Here is an 18,171-nt window from a genome sequence, read left to right as displayed (position 1 = left end):
AAGGATATACGGGAATAGCTATTTTTCCTTTTATATTTTTAAAATATAGCAGTTTAAAGGAGGATGTTGTTTTATTAAATCACGAGAAAATTCATTTGAGACAACAGCTAGAATTGTTGATTATTCCTTTTTATATCTTGTATTTTTTGGAGTTTATTGTTCGGTTTATTCGATGGCGAAATTGGCAGCAGGCCTATAGAAATATTTCCTTTGAAAGAGAAGCGTATGTAAATGAAAAAGACCTCAATTATTTGAAATCAAGGTCTTTTTGGGATTTTATAAAATATTATTAATGTTTTAAAACTACTTTCTGAATTTTCTGTTTTCCGCTAGAGAGTATTGCTTTTACCATATAAGTTCCTTCCGAGAAGTTGTGGTTATTAAAACTGATTTCTGAAGCATTAATTTCTGTTTTTTCAACTAATATTCGACCTAATAGATCATAAACAATTATAGTGCTTATAGGACTATTTCCTGATTTTACTTTTATAAAGGAATTATTAGGGGCTAGTATTTCTAATCCAGATAATTCATAATCCTCGATACTTAAAGCGTAATCTGTATATCTTAATATGAATCTATCATTATAGATGCCTGCATCTATATTAAAACTGTATGGATTTACACGTAAGTCATGAATGATATTTGTGTAGGTGTCTTCTATGTAAATTGCCTGATTGTTTTCTGTAAATAAACCATCTAAAGCATTTAATGCTATGGAATAGTTGCCGTTTTCATTTATTTCAACGCCTAAAGGCACTCTATCTGTATTATCAAAAGGAAGCGATTTTCCTTGAATAGCAAATGCCTCGTCATCCATTATAGAGTAAAAGCGAGTGCTGGTTTCACTTAATTCGTAGCCATCAAACAATCGATCCAATGCATTGGTTGCACCTTCCACATAACCTACTAAAATAGAGTTAGCAGTATTATCTGGTGAAATTAAATCTAACCAAATTCTGTTTTTTTCAATATCTATAGTAAGTTCTGTGTCTGTTCTGTAAAACTGACTATTAATTAAAGTTTCACTGCGCATAGTATTGTTAAATACTACATTCGAACTTGCAGGCGCGGTATGCTCCATAAGTACAAAAAAGGCTTGTCCAGCAGCAATATCTCCTCCAAATCCTGCTGGGTTTGATCCAGTACTGTTATAAGCTACATAATCATTTGGGTTATAATTATAAACAAAGCCATCGTAAAAAGGGTCGTTTACGGCATTACTAGGAGTAACTAGGTGTCTCCATAAATATACGGTTCCAGAAATTGTAGGATCGACATCATCCGTAATTGCAGCTGCATTTACAGCGATAAAAGTGTCTGCAGAAATAGCGGAAGGATATGGGTTTCCAATTAAATTCCAGTTATCATCTAGGTTTGTAGCAATGGTATTCCCGCCACCAGTATAATCTGTTCCATTGTAATTTCCTCTTGTTATTGCTTTGGTAATTACACCATTGTTAGGTTTTCCAACAAATTCTGGGGTGGAAGGAGCAGGAGTTCCGGTTACATTTCTAATAATGTATCCCTTTCCATTTATCATGTTCTCGGTAGTAGCTTGCCAATTACCAAAGTTTCCTACGCCATTGCCTGCTATATTTGGAATCCATTCATAAATTAAAGTAGATCCAGGGGAAACATTAGATACTCCAAACCCTTCTACAGGAGAGGACCAATAAATATAGTCGTAAGGGCTAGCAATGTTTGCAGTTCTTTGCATGTTGATGGTGCCTGTTCCAGTGTTATTATTAAAATTTGGAGCGCCATCTGTAATTTGAATTAAGCTACCAGTATTTCTTATGTTTATTACTCCATCTGTATGGACCCAATCTGTAACAACTAACTCAGTATCTGAAGCTATTTCAAGACTTGCGGTTGAAGCAACTGTTAAGTTTAAAGCATAAGCATTTTGAGGAGGTAGTGGTATTAAGTTTACAATATCAGCAATTGGTGCATCTACATTTGAAACAGCAACATCAGGAATTAAAACACAATCGCTGGGAGTTGGAACTCCATTTGGTTCCCAATTTCCATCTACATACCAGTTATTATCTATATAACCCATCCACGTTTTGCTAGATTGATTTACAATGATTTCGTCTGTTAAATTAGTGGTGCCTGAGCAGGTTGGGTAATTTGATACAGCAAAATATGTATCAGGTGTAGTCACAGTAATTGTAGATCCTGACCCTATAGACGTACCGCCAAATCCACCACTACTTGTTGAATACCAAGTAACATTATTTGGAATTAATGCAGCTCCATCTGGAGTAAAGCGCCATGCTTCTTTGGTTGTTTCCCAATTGGTGTCAAGACCATTTCTACATGGTGCAGCTAAATATTGGTTATTAGGAGCTAAAGGTGTAATATCTCCTTGAATACCAACGATGGCATTTCCTCCATTCCATGGGTTGATATTTCCATCGTCGATACGTTTCTCTTCTATGAATACTTCTATGATGTTTGTAGTTTCATGAAGTACAATCATACCTGTATAAAGAATTGAATTGTCACTAAACATAGGGACATCATGCCAAGACACTTGAAATTGTCTGCAAGGAGTTGTACCAATCGTTCGACTTTTAATTGGTTCTCCTGCTCCTGAATAATGGAAGGGATTTATATCATGATAAACGCCATAGATGGTTTGCTCGAACAAATTATTTGCTATACTTGGAAGATTATTAGAAAAACTATATCCACTAGCACTTCCTGGCGCAATAGTATTATCGAAAGTTATCATGCTATTAGCTCCAATTAAAGTTTGAGTATATGAGTTGTTATAGAAACAAAAAGGGAATCCTAAATCAGTTCTAGTATTTGCCCAAATATCATCAGTTGGAATTTGTTGAGCCGTTCCATTTCCAAGAATTGGAAAATCGTAATTAGGAGCAGGATTTGGATATGTTATTTGTTCTACTATGTAACTAGTCGTTTCTTTTAAGTTAGAATTTACTTCTAAAGTAATTGTAGGAAGACTACAATCTAGATTTGCACTGGGGTTTAATGTTAATGGATTGAACGGATTATTGCCCTGTTCATCAATAATTGTAGTAGGACATAGTGTTGGATATGTACTTATTGGGTCTGAATTAGTACATGGCTCTGTAATACAAATTTCAAAAGATGTAGTTTCAGGGCCAGAAGAATATGTAAACACTTGAGCAAAGTAAGTTGCACCAACTGTTAAACCTATTAATTCAGTAGAATTTCCGTCATTACAGGAAATATTATCTGCAACAGCAACACTACAATCTGGCGGTGTAAAAGGTCCATATATAGCATGATACATATCCGTATCGCTTCCAGAAATATTAAATAGACTTACTGTTTGACTTGGGTCTGTAGCCACAAAGCTATACCAAATGTCATTGTCTGGTGTGCCAAAACAAGAATCTATACCAGAATTGGTTGCGCTATTAACAGTTCCTGTTGTACCTATACAAGTGGGGTTTACTGATAAGCTATCTGCGGAACAAGGCTCATCATTATTTGCTGGAGGAGGAGGTGTGCCAATACATACATCAAAAGTTGCGGTTGAAGACCCACTATAATAAGAATAAACTTGTACAAAATAGGTGTTTCCAATAGTAAGGCTAGTAACCGTACTAGAGTTTGGGTCTGAACAACTAATATTATCTGCTGCTGCAACGGAGCAATCCGGAGCAATAAAGCCACCATAAACGGCATGATACATATCTGTGAAACCAGAAATATTTAATAAATCTACTGTATGACTAGTATTAGTAGCAACGAAACTGTACCAAACGTCATTATCAGCTGTTCCAAAGCAAGGGTTTAGTCCAGAGTTTGAAGCACTGGCAACAGTTCCAGAAGTTGTACTTGTACATGAGTAATCTGGATTGACTGTTAAGCTTACAGCTCCACATGGAACATCATTTACAGGTCCTGGAGGTGGTGTGCCAATACATATATCAAAAGTTGTAGTTGCAGATCCATTGGAATAGGTATACACTTGAACAAAATAAGTTTGACCAACTGTTAATCCACCAATAGTGTTATTATTAGAATCAGAGCAACTAATATTATCACCAACTGCTACACTGCAATCAGGAGCAATAAATCCTCCATAAACACCATGAACCATATCAGTAGTACTTCCTGTTATATTTAATAAATCTATAGAATGGCTTGTGTTAGTAGCTACAAAACTATACCAAACATCATTGTCTTCAGTACCTAAACAAGCATTGATGCCAGAGTTAGAAGCTCCTACAACTGTACCAAACGCTGTACTTGTACAAGAAAAATCTGGGTTAATGGTTAAAGCAATTGCTGAGCAAGGTTCATCATTTGTTGCAGGGGCAGGAGCATTTGAAATTAAAGTTACTACAATATCACCATTTGAAGAATTTGGAGTGGCAGCGCAGTCATATTTGTTTACTTGAATTCTGTAATTACCTGTTGTAGGAGGTGTAAAATCAATAGATGCTGCAATCCCGAGACAAGCTGGGCCATTATCATCATTATATGCAACAGAAACTCCGCCCGCATTTCTAATGGTCATTTGGGTGTCTAGTCCAGAATCGCAATTAGAAACTCTATACGTCGCACCGGCTATCATATTTGTTATTTGAAAGTTTCTTCGACCACCATTGTTATTTGGTGTAGTACAGGTGATGCTATTACTGATGACAGTTGGGGCAGCTTGAGAACAAGCATTTTGTGCGATAGATGGGCACTGACTGTAGGTAATAGTACTTAAAGAAATAAAAGCTATTAAAAAGTGTAATTTTTTCATCATAAACTTTAAATTTGGAACATAAGTTTATGTCAAAAAGACATTATAAGAGAAAGAAAATTGTAGATTTTGGGAATCTGTGAAAGATGAAATATTTTAATCTATTTAACGTTTTTGTTGAATTAAATTCAATCTATTAACATCTTTAGCTAAAATAATATATTAATTGAGAATATTGGGTAATTTATTGATTAAATGAAGAGTTTAACGGTTAAAATTGATTTAGGTGCTGATTATCAGGTTTTTATAAGAAAAACCTATTTAAATCATGCGTTTGTTTCTGGAAATAAATTAAGTAAGCTGAAGTATAATATCATAGAAGCTAAGCTCCAGAGCAAAACTACTTTAGTGACTTTTGGAGGCGCTTTTTCAAATCATATTGCCGCTGTTGCAGCCGTAGGAAAAGAATATGGTTTTAATACTGTTGGTGTTATTCGCGGTGAAGAGTTGGCGAATAAGGTGAACGATAATCCTACTTTGAGCTTTGCTAAACAGCAAGGCATGCAGTTTCAATTTGTGTCACGAGAAGCTTTTAGAAGTAAAACATCTGACTTGTTCTTAGATGAATTAAAAGATGCTTTTGGCGATTTTTATTTAATTCCTGAAGGGGGAACAAACGCACTAGCAGTAAAAGGTTGTGAAGAAATTTTAAAAGAGGGCGATGAAGTGTACGATTATATATGTTGTCCTGTAGGAACCGGAGGGACTATTTCTGGGATTATTAATGCTAGCTCTTCAAATCAAAAAATTCTGGGATTTCCAGCGTTAAAAGGAGACTTTTTACAAGAAGAAATTAGTAAATTTACCACCAGAACAAATTGGGAGTTGATAACGGATTATCATTTTGGAGGTTATGCTAAAATAAATCCAACCTTAATAGCGTTTATTAATTCCTTTAAAAAGGAAAGTAATATACCTTTAGATCCTGTTTATACAGGGAAAATGCTATTTGGTATTCAAGATTTAATAGCAAAAGGATTTTTTCCGAAGCATTCGAAAATATTAGTGATCCATACGGGAGGATTACAAGGTATTGAAGGAATGAATACCGTTTTAAAAAAGAAGAATTTACCATTGATTGAATAGAAAATGAAGAAATTAATTATTGTAAGCTGTATCGCTCTGTTTATGTTTAGTTGCGGGTCAAGTAAAAAAGTGACTCCTAAAAAACATAAGCGAGCTGTAGTGGTAAAAACTACGGAAAAAGAATCGGAACAAGAAGATGTAGCTACACCTGATGTAACGCCGGGTACTCCAGAAGTTTACGCGAATTCTACCGAGGAATATGTTGCTATTTATAGTGATATAGCACAAGATGAAATGCGTAAATACGGTATTCCTGCTAGTATTACTTTGGCGCAAGGGATTTTAGAATCTGCTTCTGGTAAAGGAAGACTTTCTGTAGAAGCTAATAATCACTTCGGGATTAAATGTCATGATTGGACTGGAGCAAAAATTTATCACGATGATGATGCGTCACAAGAATGTTTCCGTAAATATAATAACTCTAAATATTCGTTTAGAGATCATTCCCTTTTCTTAACAGGAAGAACAAGATATAGTGGCCTGTTTGATTTTGAGAAAGATGATTACCAATCTTGGGCAAAAGGATTACGCGCTGCGGGTTATGCTACAGATAGAAAATATCCAGCTAAATTAATTAGTTTAATTGAACGTTATCAATTACATAAATTTGATGCAGAAGTATTAGGGAAAACTGCAGATAATAATGATAAACATACCGTAGCAAAAGGAGATACATTATATTCTATTTCCAAAAAACATAAAATTACAGTAAAAGAACTTCAAGAATTAAATGGTTTAGAAGGTACAGGCTTATTTGTAGGTCAGGTGCTTTTTGTAAAACCAATGCCAAAAGATTATTAAATTTCATGAACTATACACGTAGTAGCGCATTATTTGCGCAAGCAGAAAAAGTGATTCCTGGAGGAGTAAATTCTCCGGTAAGAGCATTCAATGCAGTAGGCGGAACGCCAATTTTTATTAAAGAAGCAAAAGGAGCTTACTTAATAGATGAAGACAATAACCAATATATAGACTATATAAATTCTTGGGGACCAATGATACTTGGTCACGCTTTTCAACCTGTTGTGGATGCAGTTGTAGAGAAAACCAAAAAAGGAACTTCTTTTGGAACACCAACAGAGATTGAAACGCAAATTGCAGAATTAGCGGTTTCTATGGTGCCAAATATAGAAATGATTCGTTTTGTGAATTCAGGAACAGAAGCTTGCATGAGTGCAGTGCGTCTTGCTCGTGGTTTTACAGGAAAAGATAAAATTATAAAATTTGCAGGTTGTTATCACGGACATAGTGATTCGTTTTTAATACAAGCAGGAAGTGGTGCCGTTACTTTTGGATCACCAAATAGTCCCGGAGTTACTGCAGGTACTGCCAAAGATACTTTGCTTGCGGTTTACAATGATATCGCCAATGTTGCCCAAATTGTAGAAGCAAATAAAGGAGAAATAGCTTGCGTTATTTTAGAGCCTGTTGCAGGAAATATGGGATGTATTCCTCCGAAGAATGATTTTTTACAGGAGTTAAGAAAGCTTTGTGATGCGAACCATATTCTTTTAGTTTTTGATGAGGTTATGACGGGTTTCCGACTAGCAAAAGGTGGAGCCCAAGAACTATATGATGTAAAAGCAGATATTGTTTGTTTTGGAAAAGTAATTGGTGGCGGATTACCAGTTGGTGCATTTGCTGCTAATAAAGAAATTATGAGTTATTTAGCGCCTCTTGGACCTGTGTATCAAGCAGGAACTTTAAGTGGGAATCCTTTAGCGATGGCCGCTGGTTTAGCAATGTTACAAGAATTAAATAGCGATGTAGTTATTTATAATCGTCTAGCTGAAAAAACGGAATACCTTCATAAAGGGATTGCACAGGTTTTAAAACAGAATAATATTATACACACTATAAATAGAGTAGGTTCTATGGTTTCTGTACATTTTGCGGAAGGTGAAGTATTGGATTTTGAAACTTCGGCAGCAGGAAATAACGAAACCTTCAAGAAATTCTTTCATGGTATGTTAGAGCAAGGAGTTTATATTGCGCCAAGTGCTTTTGAGACTTGGTTTATTACAGATGCGTTAACCTATGCCGATTTAGATAAAACGATTCTTGCCGTAGATGCAGTTTCTAAAACATTATAAAATATAAAAGCACCTTAAAGATTTCTCTTTTAAGGTGCTTTAAAAAAAAACTAAAAACTAACTATACTACTCTTTATTAGGTTTGCTGTCACGCTCTCCTTTTTTGCCTTTTCCTTTTTTATGATGCCTTTTGCCTTGCGTAGATTCCCATTTAGTATATTGATCTGCATTTAAAATGCTTTTCATTTTTTTCTTCGTTGCAATTTGAGCATCTAATCTGTCATTTTTCATTTTAAGCCTTTCTTCTTTACTCGGTTTTTCTTCCGAGTCTTTTTTGCTTTTTCTAGCTTGCATTTGTGCTTTTCTAGCTTTAGCATTTTCTAAATTAATGACACCTACTTCTTTTTGTTGTGCTTCGGTTAGATCTAAATCTAAAGTCATTTTCTTGGTTTGTAATTGTGCCATTTCTTCTGGAGCTAAATTTGCTTTTTTACCTTTTTCTCCTCTTTTTTCTTGCGCACTAACTTGTATAGTTATTAAGGCTAATGCTATTACTAATAATTTTTTCATCTGTTTAAATTTTATTGTTATTTGTATCTAAGACGTTGAAAAAATGAAATGGTTTAATGGTGAAAATGTTTTTAACAACTAATTAACTAATTGTGCTTGTTTAATTAGGCTTAGCGTAGTTTTCAATAAATCACTTTTTTCCATCTTGCTTTTTAACCAGGCGTAAAAGCTAATTACAAAAATATCTTCTTGTTTTGCGGGAATCCATTCGAAAGAATCTTCCACCAAATTCCTAAATTTTTCTGTTGTAATAATCTCTGGTTGTTTGTAATATTTTTCAACAAGACTTAAATACGTAGTCACGCGTTCCTGATTTATTTCTTTTAAATAGATTGTGTATTGTCTTTTAAAACTTAGCATTCTAGATTCTACGACGTCAATGTCGTTAAGCTCTATTTGTAGTAAGATGTCTGTAAGATTTTTTTTAATAGTCCATTCTATTCCTGCTTTTTCTATGTAATATTTGTCGGTATGGTAAAATTTAGAAAAAACTTGTTTTGCTTTGGTTAGGTCTTTGTTTTGAATGTAAAACATAATTAAGCTTAATCGAATATCTAATAACGTTTCTGTATCTGTATGTTTGGAGTTCAAGTAAGGTTCTAAATACGGTATTGCTTCTTCTTGTTTATTGGAGTAGTTTAAATTTAGAGCAAGAAGTAAATCATGTTTTAATATAAAGGTGTTGTAATGCTTCTTTTTATTGGCAAGCATAAGGTTGTGCATGACTTCTAAGTGTTCCTTTGATTGTTTGAATTTTTTATTTCGGAATAACGCATTTGCAATCATATAAACCACTTGAATGTGATAGCGTAATTCTTTTTCATTGGTTTTACGAAGCTGTATTATAGAGTAAGTTTTCATCAAGAAAGATTCAATTTTTAAATAGTCTTTAGTAACAAAAGCCGAAATACTAACAATATGCATTAATTGGTATAGCGATTTAAAAGAAATGGAATCATGTATATTAATATGATGCTCTTCTAAAGTGTTATTTAATAAGGTTTCAAAATCTACAATTTCTTTTTTATAGGAAATGTTATTCAATGCTTGTCGGATTTTTGCATACACAATATTGAGTTGATCTTCTAAATAGTGTTTTTTTTGATTGCTATTATATTTTAAAATCAGTTGCTCCATATCTAAGGATGGGTCTGTATACGCATATTGAATTTTTGTACTATAAATTTCATTTAGTATCGCGAATAAATGATGTTCTGCTGCAAGAGTTTCTGCTTTGTCTAAAATGTGATAGGCTAGCTTGGCTTCTTTCATTAAAAAAAAGTTTCGCGAAGCAAGAATGAATTTTATGATTTGCATGTCTATGGAGTTTTCTTCTTCCAAATTAGTATTTGCAATAAAATCAATGATCGATAAGTATAATCTTTTCCGTAAGGCGTGATATGCGTTTTTATTGGATGTGTTGTACAAGGTTGTGAAAATAGCATCAGACGAAAGCTGATTTTTCGCAATTAACTGAAATAAAGCCACGTTTTTGATATCGTTTCTTTTGTTCTTTTTCTTTAGATAGATAAGGAATCGTTGCTGTTCTTCGGAAGAAAAAGTAGAAATAATCGTGTTTAAATTAGTCATTTAATCGTCAGTATTATTTTGAGTAAAGTACTAAATATAATGAATAGGTTTATTTTTTACATGAAAATATCGTCAGTATTATTAAAATTTTGTGTTTCGACTCTTTCTGAAGTGTTACATATTTGTCCCAATAATCATTTAAAACAAAAAATTATGGATTATCAAACAACCGTTTCAGGAAATGAAACAAAAAATAAGAAGAAGATTAAAAAAGAAGTAAAGGCATTCGATCAAAAACCAACTAACGCATTTATTGGTGCTTCCTGGTTTGTTTTATTAACCGGTGTAGTTTCTTATTGCATAGGTTTATGGAATGCAGGAATGGAATTAAACGAAAAAGGCTATTACTTTACCGTTTTACTATTTGGTTTGTTCTCTGTTATTTCTGTTCAAAAAGCAGTTAGAGACAAAATGGAAAATATTCAGGTCACCGAAATGTATTACAGTATTAGTTGGTTTACAACTATTGTATCTATTACATTATTAGTGGTAGGTTTGTGGAATGCCGATTTAGAACTTAGTGAAAAAGGCTTTTATGCTATGTCCTTTGTATTGAGTTTGTTTGCCGCAATTGCAGTACAAAAAAACACAAGAGATGTTGCATTTATAGATAATAATAGCGAAACAGAAGAGATTTAAAACTTTGTTTTGATGATTGGTTTTTATAAACCCAAAGCCTCGCAATTCGTTTTGTGAGGTTTTAAACCAAAGAACTATCACTATCTTTAAACTTTAAATTCTAAAGTCATGCACTCAAAATTTATAAAAGAATTACCAGATTTGATTAAAAATGAAGTGATTTCTAAAGAAGTTGCTTCTAAGATCGAATCGTATTATAGATCAAAGCAAGAAGATGTGCCAAATAAACTGTTTGTTGTTTTTGGCGTACTCGGATCTTTATTAATAGGGTTAGGTATTATTTTAATACTAGCCCACAATTGGGACCAGTTTTCAAGAGCTATTAAAACGGTATTTGCTTTTCTGCCTTTAGTTATTGGACAACTTTTTGTTGGCTATTCCATTTTTAAAAATAAAAGTAGCACCTGGAAAGAAGCCTCTGGAACTTTTCTCTTTTTTGCCGTTGGCGCTAGTATCGCTTTGGTAAGCCAGATTTATAATCTGCCAGGAGATTTAGGTAGCTTTCTGTTAACTTGGATCGTACTTTGTTTACCAATCATTTATCTGCTTAAGTCCCATACTTTAGCAATCTTACATATTATTTTTGCAACCTATTATGCCTGTGAAAGTGGTTATGGCTATCCATCAGGATATTCGCCTTGGTTATATATTATTTTGTTAGTTTTGGTATTGCCACATTATTGGAAACTTTTAAAACAAAACCCAAAAGCAAATATTACCTCTATTTTTAATTGGTTCATCCCATTAAGTGCAACGATTGTTCTTGGCGCATTTGTAGAAACAAATTATAGTATTGGTTTCTTATTGTATATCCTACTTTTCGGATTGTTCTATAATATTGGTAAAATTCCTTTTTTCTACAACCAGCAATTAAGACGTAATGGATATATCATTATTGGTTCTATAGGAACAATTATCATTCTGTTATGGACGAGTTTTTCATGGATTTGGGAAGATTTAATACGAGAAGTGGTTTTCTTTTCACAAGAGTTTTACATTGCAGTCGCTTTATTTTTAGCAGCTCTTGTTGTTATCGGATATTCGTATTATAAGAAATGGATTAAAGAGTTTCATTTATTTCAATATGTGTTTGTCTTTTTTAGCATGCTCTTTTTCTTCGGATTTTCTTCGGAAACCATACCAACCATTTTGGTGAATGCTTTATTATTTGTCTTAGGATTAATAACCATAAAAATAGGAGCAGACCGGTTTCATTTTGGTGTTTTAAATTATGGGTTATTCATCATAACAAGCTTAGTCGTTTGTCGATTTTTTGATACAAACATGTCTTTTGTAGTAAGAGGTTTATTGTTTGTAGCCGTTGGTTTCGGATTTTTTATAACCAATTATTGGATGCTTAAAAAGCAAAAACAAATACTTAAAAAATAAGGGACACATGAAAACAATACACCTATTTATATTATTCGTCTTAGTAGCACTTATACAATTATTTGTGCCTGCTCAAATGATTTTTAATCAAGAAAATACGCTGGAAGATGGTACCGCTTATAAATTTAAAACAGAGCCTATTGATCCCACAGATCCTTTCCGAGGAAAATATATAACGCTTCGTTATGAGATAGATTCGTATCCAACAAAAGATTCTATTTGGGAGCCACAACAAGATGTTTTTGTGTATCTAAAAACGGATAGTTTAGGATTTGCAAAAATTGATCAAGTAAGTAAAACGATGTTAGATACAAACTCAGATTATATAATAGCTAAGGTTAACTCTTATAGTACGTACCAAGATGTGCTTCGTATTCATTTTCCTTTTGATCGTTTTTATATGAAAGAAACAAAGGCGAAAGATGCCGAAATTGCACATAGAAATGCACAACGGGATAGTTTACCAAATAATACCTATGCTTTAGTTTTTGTTAAGAACGGAGCTTCTGTATTAGATAATGTTTTTATAAATGACATTCCAATTTCAGATTATGTGGTAAAGTAAATTATTATTGGCTAACTTTGAATATAAACTAATCTAGATATAAAAATGAAACGACTCGGAATTCTATTATTAATACCTGTTTTTGTGATTTCTTGTAAAAAGGATGCTAAGAACGATACCGCGAATACAGAAGAAATTGTAGCAGCAAAACCATCAGAAATGGAACAGAATTTAAGTAAATATGTATCGGTGAAACTTACTGCAGATGTAAGTGTGCTTACCGAAAACGAACAAAAAATGCTTCCTATTTTAATAGATGCAGCCAATAAAATGAATGATTTGTTTTGGTATGAAGCATATGGAGATTGTGATGCTTTGTTAAATACTATTTCCGATGAAGACACCAAACGTTATGTAAAAATAAATTATGGTCCTTGGGATAGATTAAATGGAAATGCATCCTTTGTAAAAGGAATAGACGCGAAACCTTTAGGAGCAAATTTTTATCCGAAAGACATGACTAAAGAGGAATTTGAAGCTGCAGACATGAAAGATAAATCTAGTATTTATAATTTTGTGCGTCGGGATGAAAACGGAAAACTATTTACCATTCCATATCACGAAAAGTTTAAACATGAAGTAGAAGAAGTTTCCGAATTATTATTAGAAGCTTCCAAACTGGCAGATGATGCAGGATTAAAAAAATATTTAGAATTACGTGCAGCAGCATTATTAAAGGATGACTACCAAGCAAGTGATTTAGCTTGGATGGACATGAAAACAAACACCTTAGATATTGTTATTGGGCCAATTGAAACCTACGAAGATCAACTATTTGGAAACAAAGCATCGCATGAAGGTTATGTACTTATTAAGGATCAAGCTTGGAGTAAACGTTTAGAAAAATTCTCAGCGTATTTACCAGAACTTCAAAAAGGATTGCCTGTAGATGCCGCTTATAAAAAAGAAACTCCAGGAACAGATAGTGATTTAAATGCGTATGATGTTGTTTTTTATGCAGGGGATTGTAATTCAGGAAGTAAAACGATTGCAATAAATTTACCAAACGACGAAGAAGTACAATTAGCAAAAGGAACAAGAAGATTGCAACTTAAAAATGCAATGCAAGCAAAGTTTGATAAAATATTATTACCAATATCGGAAGTGTTAATTGATGAAAGCCAACGCAAGCATATTACATTTGATGCCTTTTTTGCGAATACCATGTTTCATGAAGTTGCGCATGGTTTAGGAATTAAGAATACAATTAATGGTAAAGGAACAGTTCGAGAATCTTTAAAAGAACATTCTAGTGCATTAGAAGAAGGCAAAGCGGATATTCTTGGATTATATATGATTCAGCAATTACATGCGAAAGGTGAATTAAAGGAAGATTTAAAAGATAATATGGTAACCTTTATGGCAGGAATTTTTAGATCTGTACGTTTTGGAGCTTCTTCTGCACATGGAAAAGCAAATATGATTCGTTTTAATTTCTTTAAAGAAAAAGGCGCTTTTACAAGAAATGAAGATGGTACTTTTATGGTGAATTTTGATAAAATGGAAGAAGCTATGAAAGATTTATCGAATCTTATTTTAACGCTTCAAGGAAATGGAGATTATGAAGGTGTAGCTAAATTGGTTGCAGATAAAGGCGTTATTTCTTCCGATTTACAAGCAGATTTAGATCGATTAAGTGCTGCTAATATTCCTGTAGATGTTGTTTTTGAACAAGGGAAAGAAGTATTGGGTTTATAAACAGTAAACAGTAAACAGTAAATAGAAAAAAAAAAGGCTTTCGTGAAAACGAAAGCCTTTTTTTGTCATTTTTTTAAATTGTAATTATAAAGAATCTACAAACGCTTCAATTAAATCATAGCCTTCGTCATGTATGATTGTTGTACCAATTAAAGGCATAGAATAATCTATAATATAATTTTGGGTTCTAGCTAAAATGGTATATCTAAAAGTATAAATATCGGTATCCCCAAAAGGAGTCTCATATCTAAAATCTAGAGAAGAATCTGGGAAACAACTTCCTTCTGGTTGATGGCAATGTGCGCAGTTTACATCAAAGTATGCTCTAGTTCTTTCCATTAAACTATAATCATCTCTATTCGCCCAATCTGGTAAAACAGATACACTTGACGGATCTGCAAGATTAGAAAGATAATTGTTATCTATAAAATCCTGTAGTTGGTTGTTAAAATTCATTGTGCGTAATTTTGGACCAATCGGTACGATGTTGTCATTATTACTATGGCAGGTAGAACAGTCTGTGCTAGACGGTATTTGGTAATTCAAATTCTTTGTGTCTCCACTATTATTTACATAACTGTAAGCAACAACACCTCCATCTACATCTAAAGTAGCTTCGGTTTGTGCGTCATTCCATTTATAATTTCCGGTTATCCAAGAACCGTTTTGTTTAATTAAAATTCTAGTTTCCATAATTCGTTTTCCTAATGTTTCATCCCGTTCATCATTAAAATAGTAGAATGTTTTTGCAATAACAGTATTGTCTGGAAATGTTGGTAGGCCATCATCTACATACTGCATAGTTCCGCCGGAAGGCAAAGCAATTATGCGTTGTTTATGCGAATAATCTGTAAATAAAGGTGTTGTTAGATCATATTCAAAAGCATAAACACTTGGTGTTAAATCTTCAAGAGTACCAGAAAATATATGAAGTTCGGAAAGATTGTTTAGCAGTTGCGGAATAACAACAGGAGCTGTCGTTGTAAAGGTTGCAACTTCTGTTTGCATACTCGCATTATCGCTACAAATAGATTGTATATATACATGGTATGTTGTGTTCGCTTCTAAGTTTTCTAAAGTTGCGGTTGTTTCTGTAGCTTGTAGGGTTTCGCCTAAGCCTAGTATAAAACCAGAAACGCCGTATTCTAAAGTATAGGTGGCAGAAGTATTACTGTCTTCCCAAGTAATAGTCGCACTTTCATGCGTTGTATTACTAACTTGAATGTTTGTTGGTGCGGTGCATTGCGCAATAAAGTCGTCGTCAAGATCATTAAAACAAGAGACTAATGTAAATGCGAATAATAAGGTGAAAATTACTTTCTTCATGATTGGTAAATTAAATAGCAGTTGTGAAAGTAATGAAATGGATATTAAAATGTATGAAAAACGCCTATAAATTCAATTTATAGGCGTTTTTAAAAGTGAATAAGTTGTAATTATGTTAATTAAGTATGATTTTTTTTGTCGTTGTTTTCTCGTTCGTTTTAACAACTACTATATACACTCCTTTTTGTATTTTCTTTAAATTTATTGTTTCGGTTGCTTGTAAATTTGTTTTTATGTACACCTGTTTTCCTAGAATATCATAAATAGTTATGGAATTGTTCATGCTGCTTTCATCTAAAAAATTAAGATGGACCAGACCATTTGTACTCGGATTTGGATATATCTTAAATGTATCCTGTTCATTTTCGTTAATACTTAAAGGGTTGGAACTAGCAAATTCTAATAAAGCACCTAATGAACCTTTGGTGACTTCGGTTAAGAATGCAGGATCCATATTCGCTAAAGTATCTGTAGGAGAGTGTGGATGTGTTGATTCATTTGTTTCATATAAACCGGTTATAATTTCGCCATTATTTTCAAAAGGAATATAATCGGATGCATAGGCATAAGATATTTGTGTATCTAGGCTAGAATAAAATTCTATGCAATTCGCTAAAATTGTTGTCATTGCAGAAGAAGCACTGTTATTAGCAGGAGGATTACTTCTATCTTCTTCGCAAGTAATGGTATTATTTGTTGCTCCGCTAACGCCTCCAACTTGATCAATATTGAAAACTAAATGAATATCTAAGTTATCTATATTTACGGTATTGTCTACATAGTAATTACTACCAACTAAACCATCTTCTTCTCCGCTAAAATGTATAAATTTTATAGAGTACTCTGTGTTTATATCTTTTAATAATCGAGCTATTTCTAATAGTAAAACGGTACCACTTCCATTGTCATTAGTTCCTGGGCCATTAATCGTGTCATAGTGCGCATCAATAATGATAAAGGTGTTTGGATGGACCGTTCCTGTTTTAGTAATAATGATATTATTACTTGTTCCAGAAGAATAGGTAAAAGGTTGTAAAACGATATCTGTATATCCTAAAGAAGTGTATCGCGAAGAAATCCAGTTTTCTGCATCTGTTAAATTGGTAGAACCAACATCTTTTACTCCAAAACTTTCAAAACTAGTGAGGTCTGTAAGTATGTTGGATGCCGAAACATTATCTACAACACTTTGGTAATAGCTGTTGTAGGTCTGTGCATAGGTTGTAAGGCTTAAAAAAAATAAGAATATCGTTTTTGTAATGGTAGGTTTCATCAAAATTAATTTTAAGCTAAAGTATAATAATTTATTAAGATTAGTTTCCGTTTTTAATTAAGTACGCAAGTTATGATCTCTGTTGCATCTGCTCCAACTTGTAAACTTCCAAAATCTGTACCTATATTCTACGTCAATCTATTTATTACTAAATCGCCGACAAAGGTGTTTTTTGAAAATGCAAACGGAATTTCAACTTCTTTGGTAACTCCATGAATCGTAAGATTCCCTGTGGTGACATAATCGCTTGTCGTTTTTGTGATGGAGGAAGATTCAAAACAAATCTGAGGATATTTCTCTACTTCAAAAAAAAACAGGACTACTTAAATGGGTATCTCTTTTATTGTTTTCTGTATTTACTGTAGCTGCATCGATACAAATATTAAAGTTTGGATTTTTAAAGCAGTAGTGTCTAAATCAAAATCGCCTTGCATGCCTGTAAAAGTTTCTTTTATTCTAAAATTCCTCTTCCAGTAATATGAAAGTTGATTTTAGATTTTTCTTGGTTTATAGTTTGCTGGGCTTGTGTAGTAGAATAATTGGTTAAGAAAAATAAGGCGAATAAAAAGGGCGTTTTTTTTTATGTTTTCTATGTGTTTCCTAATAACAATCGAATTAAAATCACCATAATTTCAATGTCTTATATAGATGGTAACTTTAATTAACAACACAAGTAATTTTAAGTTTTACCATGGTGCCAATAACGAAAGGGTTTTGATTTTCAGCAAGATGATAGTCGGTTCTATTTATTTTAAATTCGCCAACAAACGTCTTGTTTTTATACGTAAACGGAATACTAACCTCTCGCGTAACACCTAACATGGTGAGTTTTCCTGTGGTTGTATAACCAGCTTCTGCTCTTTTAATGTTAGAAGATGTAAAACAGATGGTTGGATTATTAGCTACATAAAAGAAATCTTCCGAACGTAAATGTGTATCTCTTTCTTCGTTTTCTGTGTCTACCGTTTTTGCAGCAATACAAACATTAATGGTGGAAGCGCTTAAGTCTTCGGTATCTATATCTAAGGTTCCAGACATTTCTTTAAAAGTACCTTTAACATTATTAAAGACTAAATTGTTGATTTTAAAATCAACTACAGATTTTTCTGAGTTTACGTTTTGTGCTATACCAACAATAGGATATATAAATATAAGCACTAGTAAAAGGGATAACTTTTTCATTTTTAAAAGTTTTAATTCTAGTTGTTGCTTAGGGAGAAATTATAATTAAATATAACAA

General features: G+C 33.1%; 14 protein-coding genes. 7 read left to right on the top strand and 7 right to left on the bottom strand.

Annotated elements, in window-relative coordinates; genetic code table 11:
- Positions 1 to 289: 289 nt before the first annotated feature.
- Positions 290 to 4,765 (bottom strand): T9SS type A sorting domain-containing protein, encoded by a 4,476-nt coding sequence (locus ACVCXO_RS02455; protein WP_452228010.1) that lies wholly within the window; start codon positions 4,763 to 4,765, stop codon positions 290 to 292.
- A 192-nt stretch (positions 4,766 to 4,957) separates the two neighbouring features.
- Between ACVCXO_RS02455 and ACVCXO_RS02450 the strand changes: the two genes are divergently transcribed.
- The 3 genes from ACVCXO_RS02450 to hemL are packed head-to-tail and all read left to right on the top strand — an operon-like array spanning position 4,958 to position 7,941.
- Positions 4,958 to 5,848, top strand: coding sequence for a 1-aminocyclopropane-1-carboxylate deaminase/D-cysteine desulfhydrase (locus ACVCXO_RS02450; RefSeq protein ID WP_452228009.1), 891 nt, complete (start codon positions 4,958 to 4,960; stop codon positions 5,846 to 5,848).
- Between the two features lie 3 nt (positions 5,849 to 5,851).
- The gene (locus tag ACVCXO_RS02445) at positions 5,852 to 6,649 is read left to right on the top strand and encodes a glucosaminidase domain-containing protein (RefSeq protein WP_452228008.1); all 798 of its coding nucleotides are present in this window, start codon (positions 5,852 to 5,854) and stop codon (positions 6,647 to 6,649) included.
- 5 nt (positions 6,650 to 6,654) lie between these two features.
- Positions 6,655 to 7,941: a glutamate-1-semialdehyde 2,1-aminomutase gene (gene hemL, locus ACVCXO_RS02440; RefSeq protein WP_452228007.1), complete on the top strand. Its 1,287-nt coding sequence runs from the start codon at positions 6,655 to 6,657 to the stop codon at positions 7,939 to 7,941.
- Between the two features lie 66 nt (positions 7,942 to 8,007).
- Here hemL and ACVCXO_RS02435 read toward each other — a convergent pair whose 3' ends face one another.
- On the bottom strand, positions 8,008 to 8,451 hold the full coding sequence (locus ACVCXO_RS02435; protein WP_452228006.1) for a hypothetical protein: 444 nt from the start codon (positions 8,449 to 8,451) through the stop codon (positions 8,008 to 8,010).
- 78 nt (positions 8,452 to 8,529) lie between these two features.
- The gene (locus ACVCXO_RS02430; protein WP_452228005.1) at positions 8,530 to 10,041 is read right to left on the bottom strand and encodes a hypothetical protein; all 1,512 of its coding nucleotides are present in this window, start codon (positions 10,039 to 10,041) and stop codon (positions 8,530 to 8,532) included.
- Between the two features lie 153 nt (positions 10,042 to 10,194).
- Between ACVCXO_RS02430 and yiaA the strand changes: the two genes are divergently transcribed.
- The 4 genes from yiaA to ACVCXO_RS02410 all read left to right on the top strand — a co-directional run bounded on the left by yiaA (position 10,195) and on the right by ACVCXO_RS02410 (position 14,332).
- Positions 10,195 to 10,680, top strand: a complete 486-nt coding sequence (yiaA, locus tag ACVCXO_RS02425; protein ID WP_452228004.1) for an inner membrane protein YiaA — start codon at positions 10,195 to 10,197, stop codon at positions 10,678 to 10,680.
- Positions 10,681 to 10,788: 108 nt separating this feature from the next.
- Entirely contained in the window at positions 10,789 to 12,069 is a 1,281-nt protein-coding gene (locus ACVCXO_RS02420; protein ID WP_452228003.1) for a DUF2157 domain-containing protein, read from the top strand.
- Between the two features lie 7 nt (positions 12,070 to 12,076).
- The gene (locus ACVCXO_RS02415; RefSeq protein WP_452228002.1) at positions 12,077 to 12,634 is read left to right on the top strand and encodes a GDYXXLXY domain-containing protein; all 558 of its coding nucleotides are present in this window, start codon (positions 12,077 to 12,079) and stop codon (positions 12,632 to 12,634) included.
- Between the two features lie 45 nt (positions 12,635 to 12,679).
- Complete coding sequence (locus ACVCXO_RS02410) at positions 12,680 to 14,332, top strand: dipeptidyl-peptidase 3 family protein (protein ID WP_452228001.1); 1,653 nt, start codon at positions 12,680 to 12,682, stop codon at positions 14,330 to 14,332.
- An 84-nt stretch (positions 14,333 to 14,416) separates the two neighbouring features.
- Here the strand turns inward: ACVCXO_RS02410 and ACVCXO_RS02405 are convergent, their stop codons facing one another.
- The 4 genes from ACVCXO_RS02405 to ACVCXO_RS02390 all read right to left on the bottom strand — a co-directional run bounded on the left by ACVCXO_RS02405 (position 14,417) and on the right by ACVCXO_RS02390 (position 18,113).
- On the bottom strand, positions 14,417 to 15,658 hold the full coding sequence (locus ACVCXO_RS02405) for a fibronectin type III domain-containing protein (RefSeq protein ID WP_452228000.1): 1,242 nt from the start codon (positions 15,656 to 15,658) through the stop codon (positions 14,417 to 14,419).
- Between the two features lie 115 nt (positions 15,659 to 15,773).
- On the bottom strand, positions 15,774 to 16,931 hold the full coding sequence (locus tag ACVCXO_RS02400) for a M20/M25/M40 family metallo-hydrolase (RefSeq protein WP_452227999.1): 1,158 nt from the start codon (positions 16,929 to 16,931) through the stop codon (positions 15,774 to 15,776).
- Between the two features lie 128 nt (positions 16,932 to 17,059).
- Positions 17,060 to 17,194 (bottom strand): YceI family protein, encoded by a 135-nt coding sequence (locus ACVCXO_RS02395; RefSeq protein ID WP_452228094.1) that lies wholly within the window; start codon positions 17,192 to 17,194, stop codon positions 17,060 to 17,062.
- A gap of 394 nt (positions 17,195 to 17,588) precedes the next feature.
- Positions 17,589 to 18,113, bottom strand: coding sequence for a YceI family protein (locus tag ACVCXO_RS02390; protein WP_452227998.1), 525 nt, complete (start codon positions 18,111 to 18,113; stop codon positions 17,589 to 17,591).
- Positions 18,114 to 18,171: the final 58 nt, after the last annotated feature.

The sequence above is a fragment of the Lacinutrix sp. MEBiC02404 genome, from assembly GCF_053601575.1.
The sequence above is the reverse complement of the archived record's forward strand: the minus strand, read 5'-3'. Positions and strand labels throughout refer to the sequence as shown.

Excerpts from the sequence above, each read along its gene's own strand:
- ACVCXO_RS02390 (WP_452227998.1), bottom strand. The coding sequence starts at position 18,113 with ATGAAAAAGTTATCCCTTTTACTAGTGCTTATATTTATATATCCTATT.
- ACVCXO_RS02450 (WP_452228009.1), top strand. The coding sequence starts at position 4,958 with ATGAAGAGTTTAACGGTTAAAATTGATTTAGGTGCTGATTATCAGGTT.
- ACVCXO_RS02410 (WP_452228001.1), top strand. The coding sequence starts at position 12,680 with ATGAAACGACTCGGAATTCTATTATTAATACCTGTTTTTGTGATTTCT.
- yiaA (WP_452228004.1), top strand. The coding sequence starts at position 10,195 with ATGGATTATCAAACAACCGTTTCAGGAAATGAAACAAAAAATAAGAAG.
- ACVCXO_RS02400 (WP_452227999.1), bottom strand. The coding sequence starts at position 16,931 with ATGAAACCTACCATTACAAAAACGATATTCTTATTTTTTTTAAGCCTT.
- hemL (WP_452228007.1), top strand. The coding sequence starts at position 6,655 with ATGAACTATACACGTAGTAGCGCATTATTTGCGCAAGCAGAAAAAGTG.
- ACVCXO_RS02405 (WP_452228000.1), bottom strand. The coding sequence starts at position 15,658 with ATGAAGAAAGTAATTTTCACCTTATTATTCGCATTTACATTAGTCTCT.
- ACVCXO_RS02445 (WP_452228008.1), top strand. The coding sequence starts at position 5,852 with ATGAAGAAATTAATTATTGTAAGCTGTATCGCTCTGTTTATGTTTAGT.
- ACVCXO_RS02420 (WP_452228003.1), top strand. The coding sequence starts at position 10,789 with ATGCACTCAAAATTTATAAAAGAATTACCAGATTTGATTAAAAATGAA.
- ACVCXO_RS02435 (WP_452228006.1), bottom strand. The coding sequence starts at position 8,451 with ATGAAAAAATTATTAGTAATAGCATTAGCCTTAATAACTATACAAGTT.
- ACVCXO_RS02415 (WP_452228002.1), top strand. The coding sequence starts at position 12,077 with ATGAAAACAATACACCTATTTATATTATTCGTCTTAGTAGCACTTATA.
- ACVCXO_RS02430 (WP_452228005.1), bottom strand. The coding sequence starts at position 10,041 with ATGACTAATTTAAACACGATTATTTCTACTTTTTCTTCCGAAGAACAG.
- ACVCXO_RS02455 (WP_452228010.1), bottom strand. The coding sequence starts at position 4,765 with ATGATGAAAAAATTACACTTTTTAATAGCTTTTATTTCTTTAAGTACT.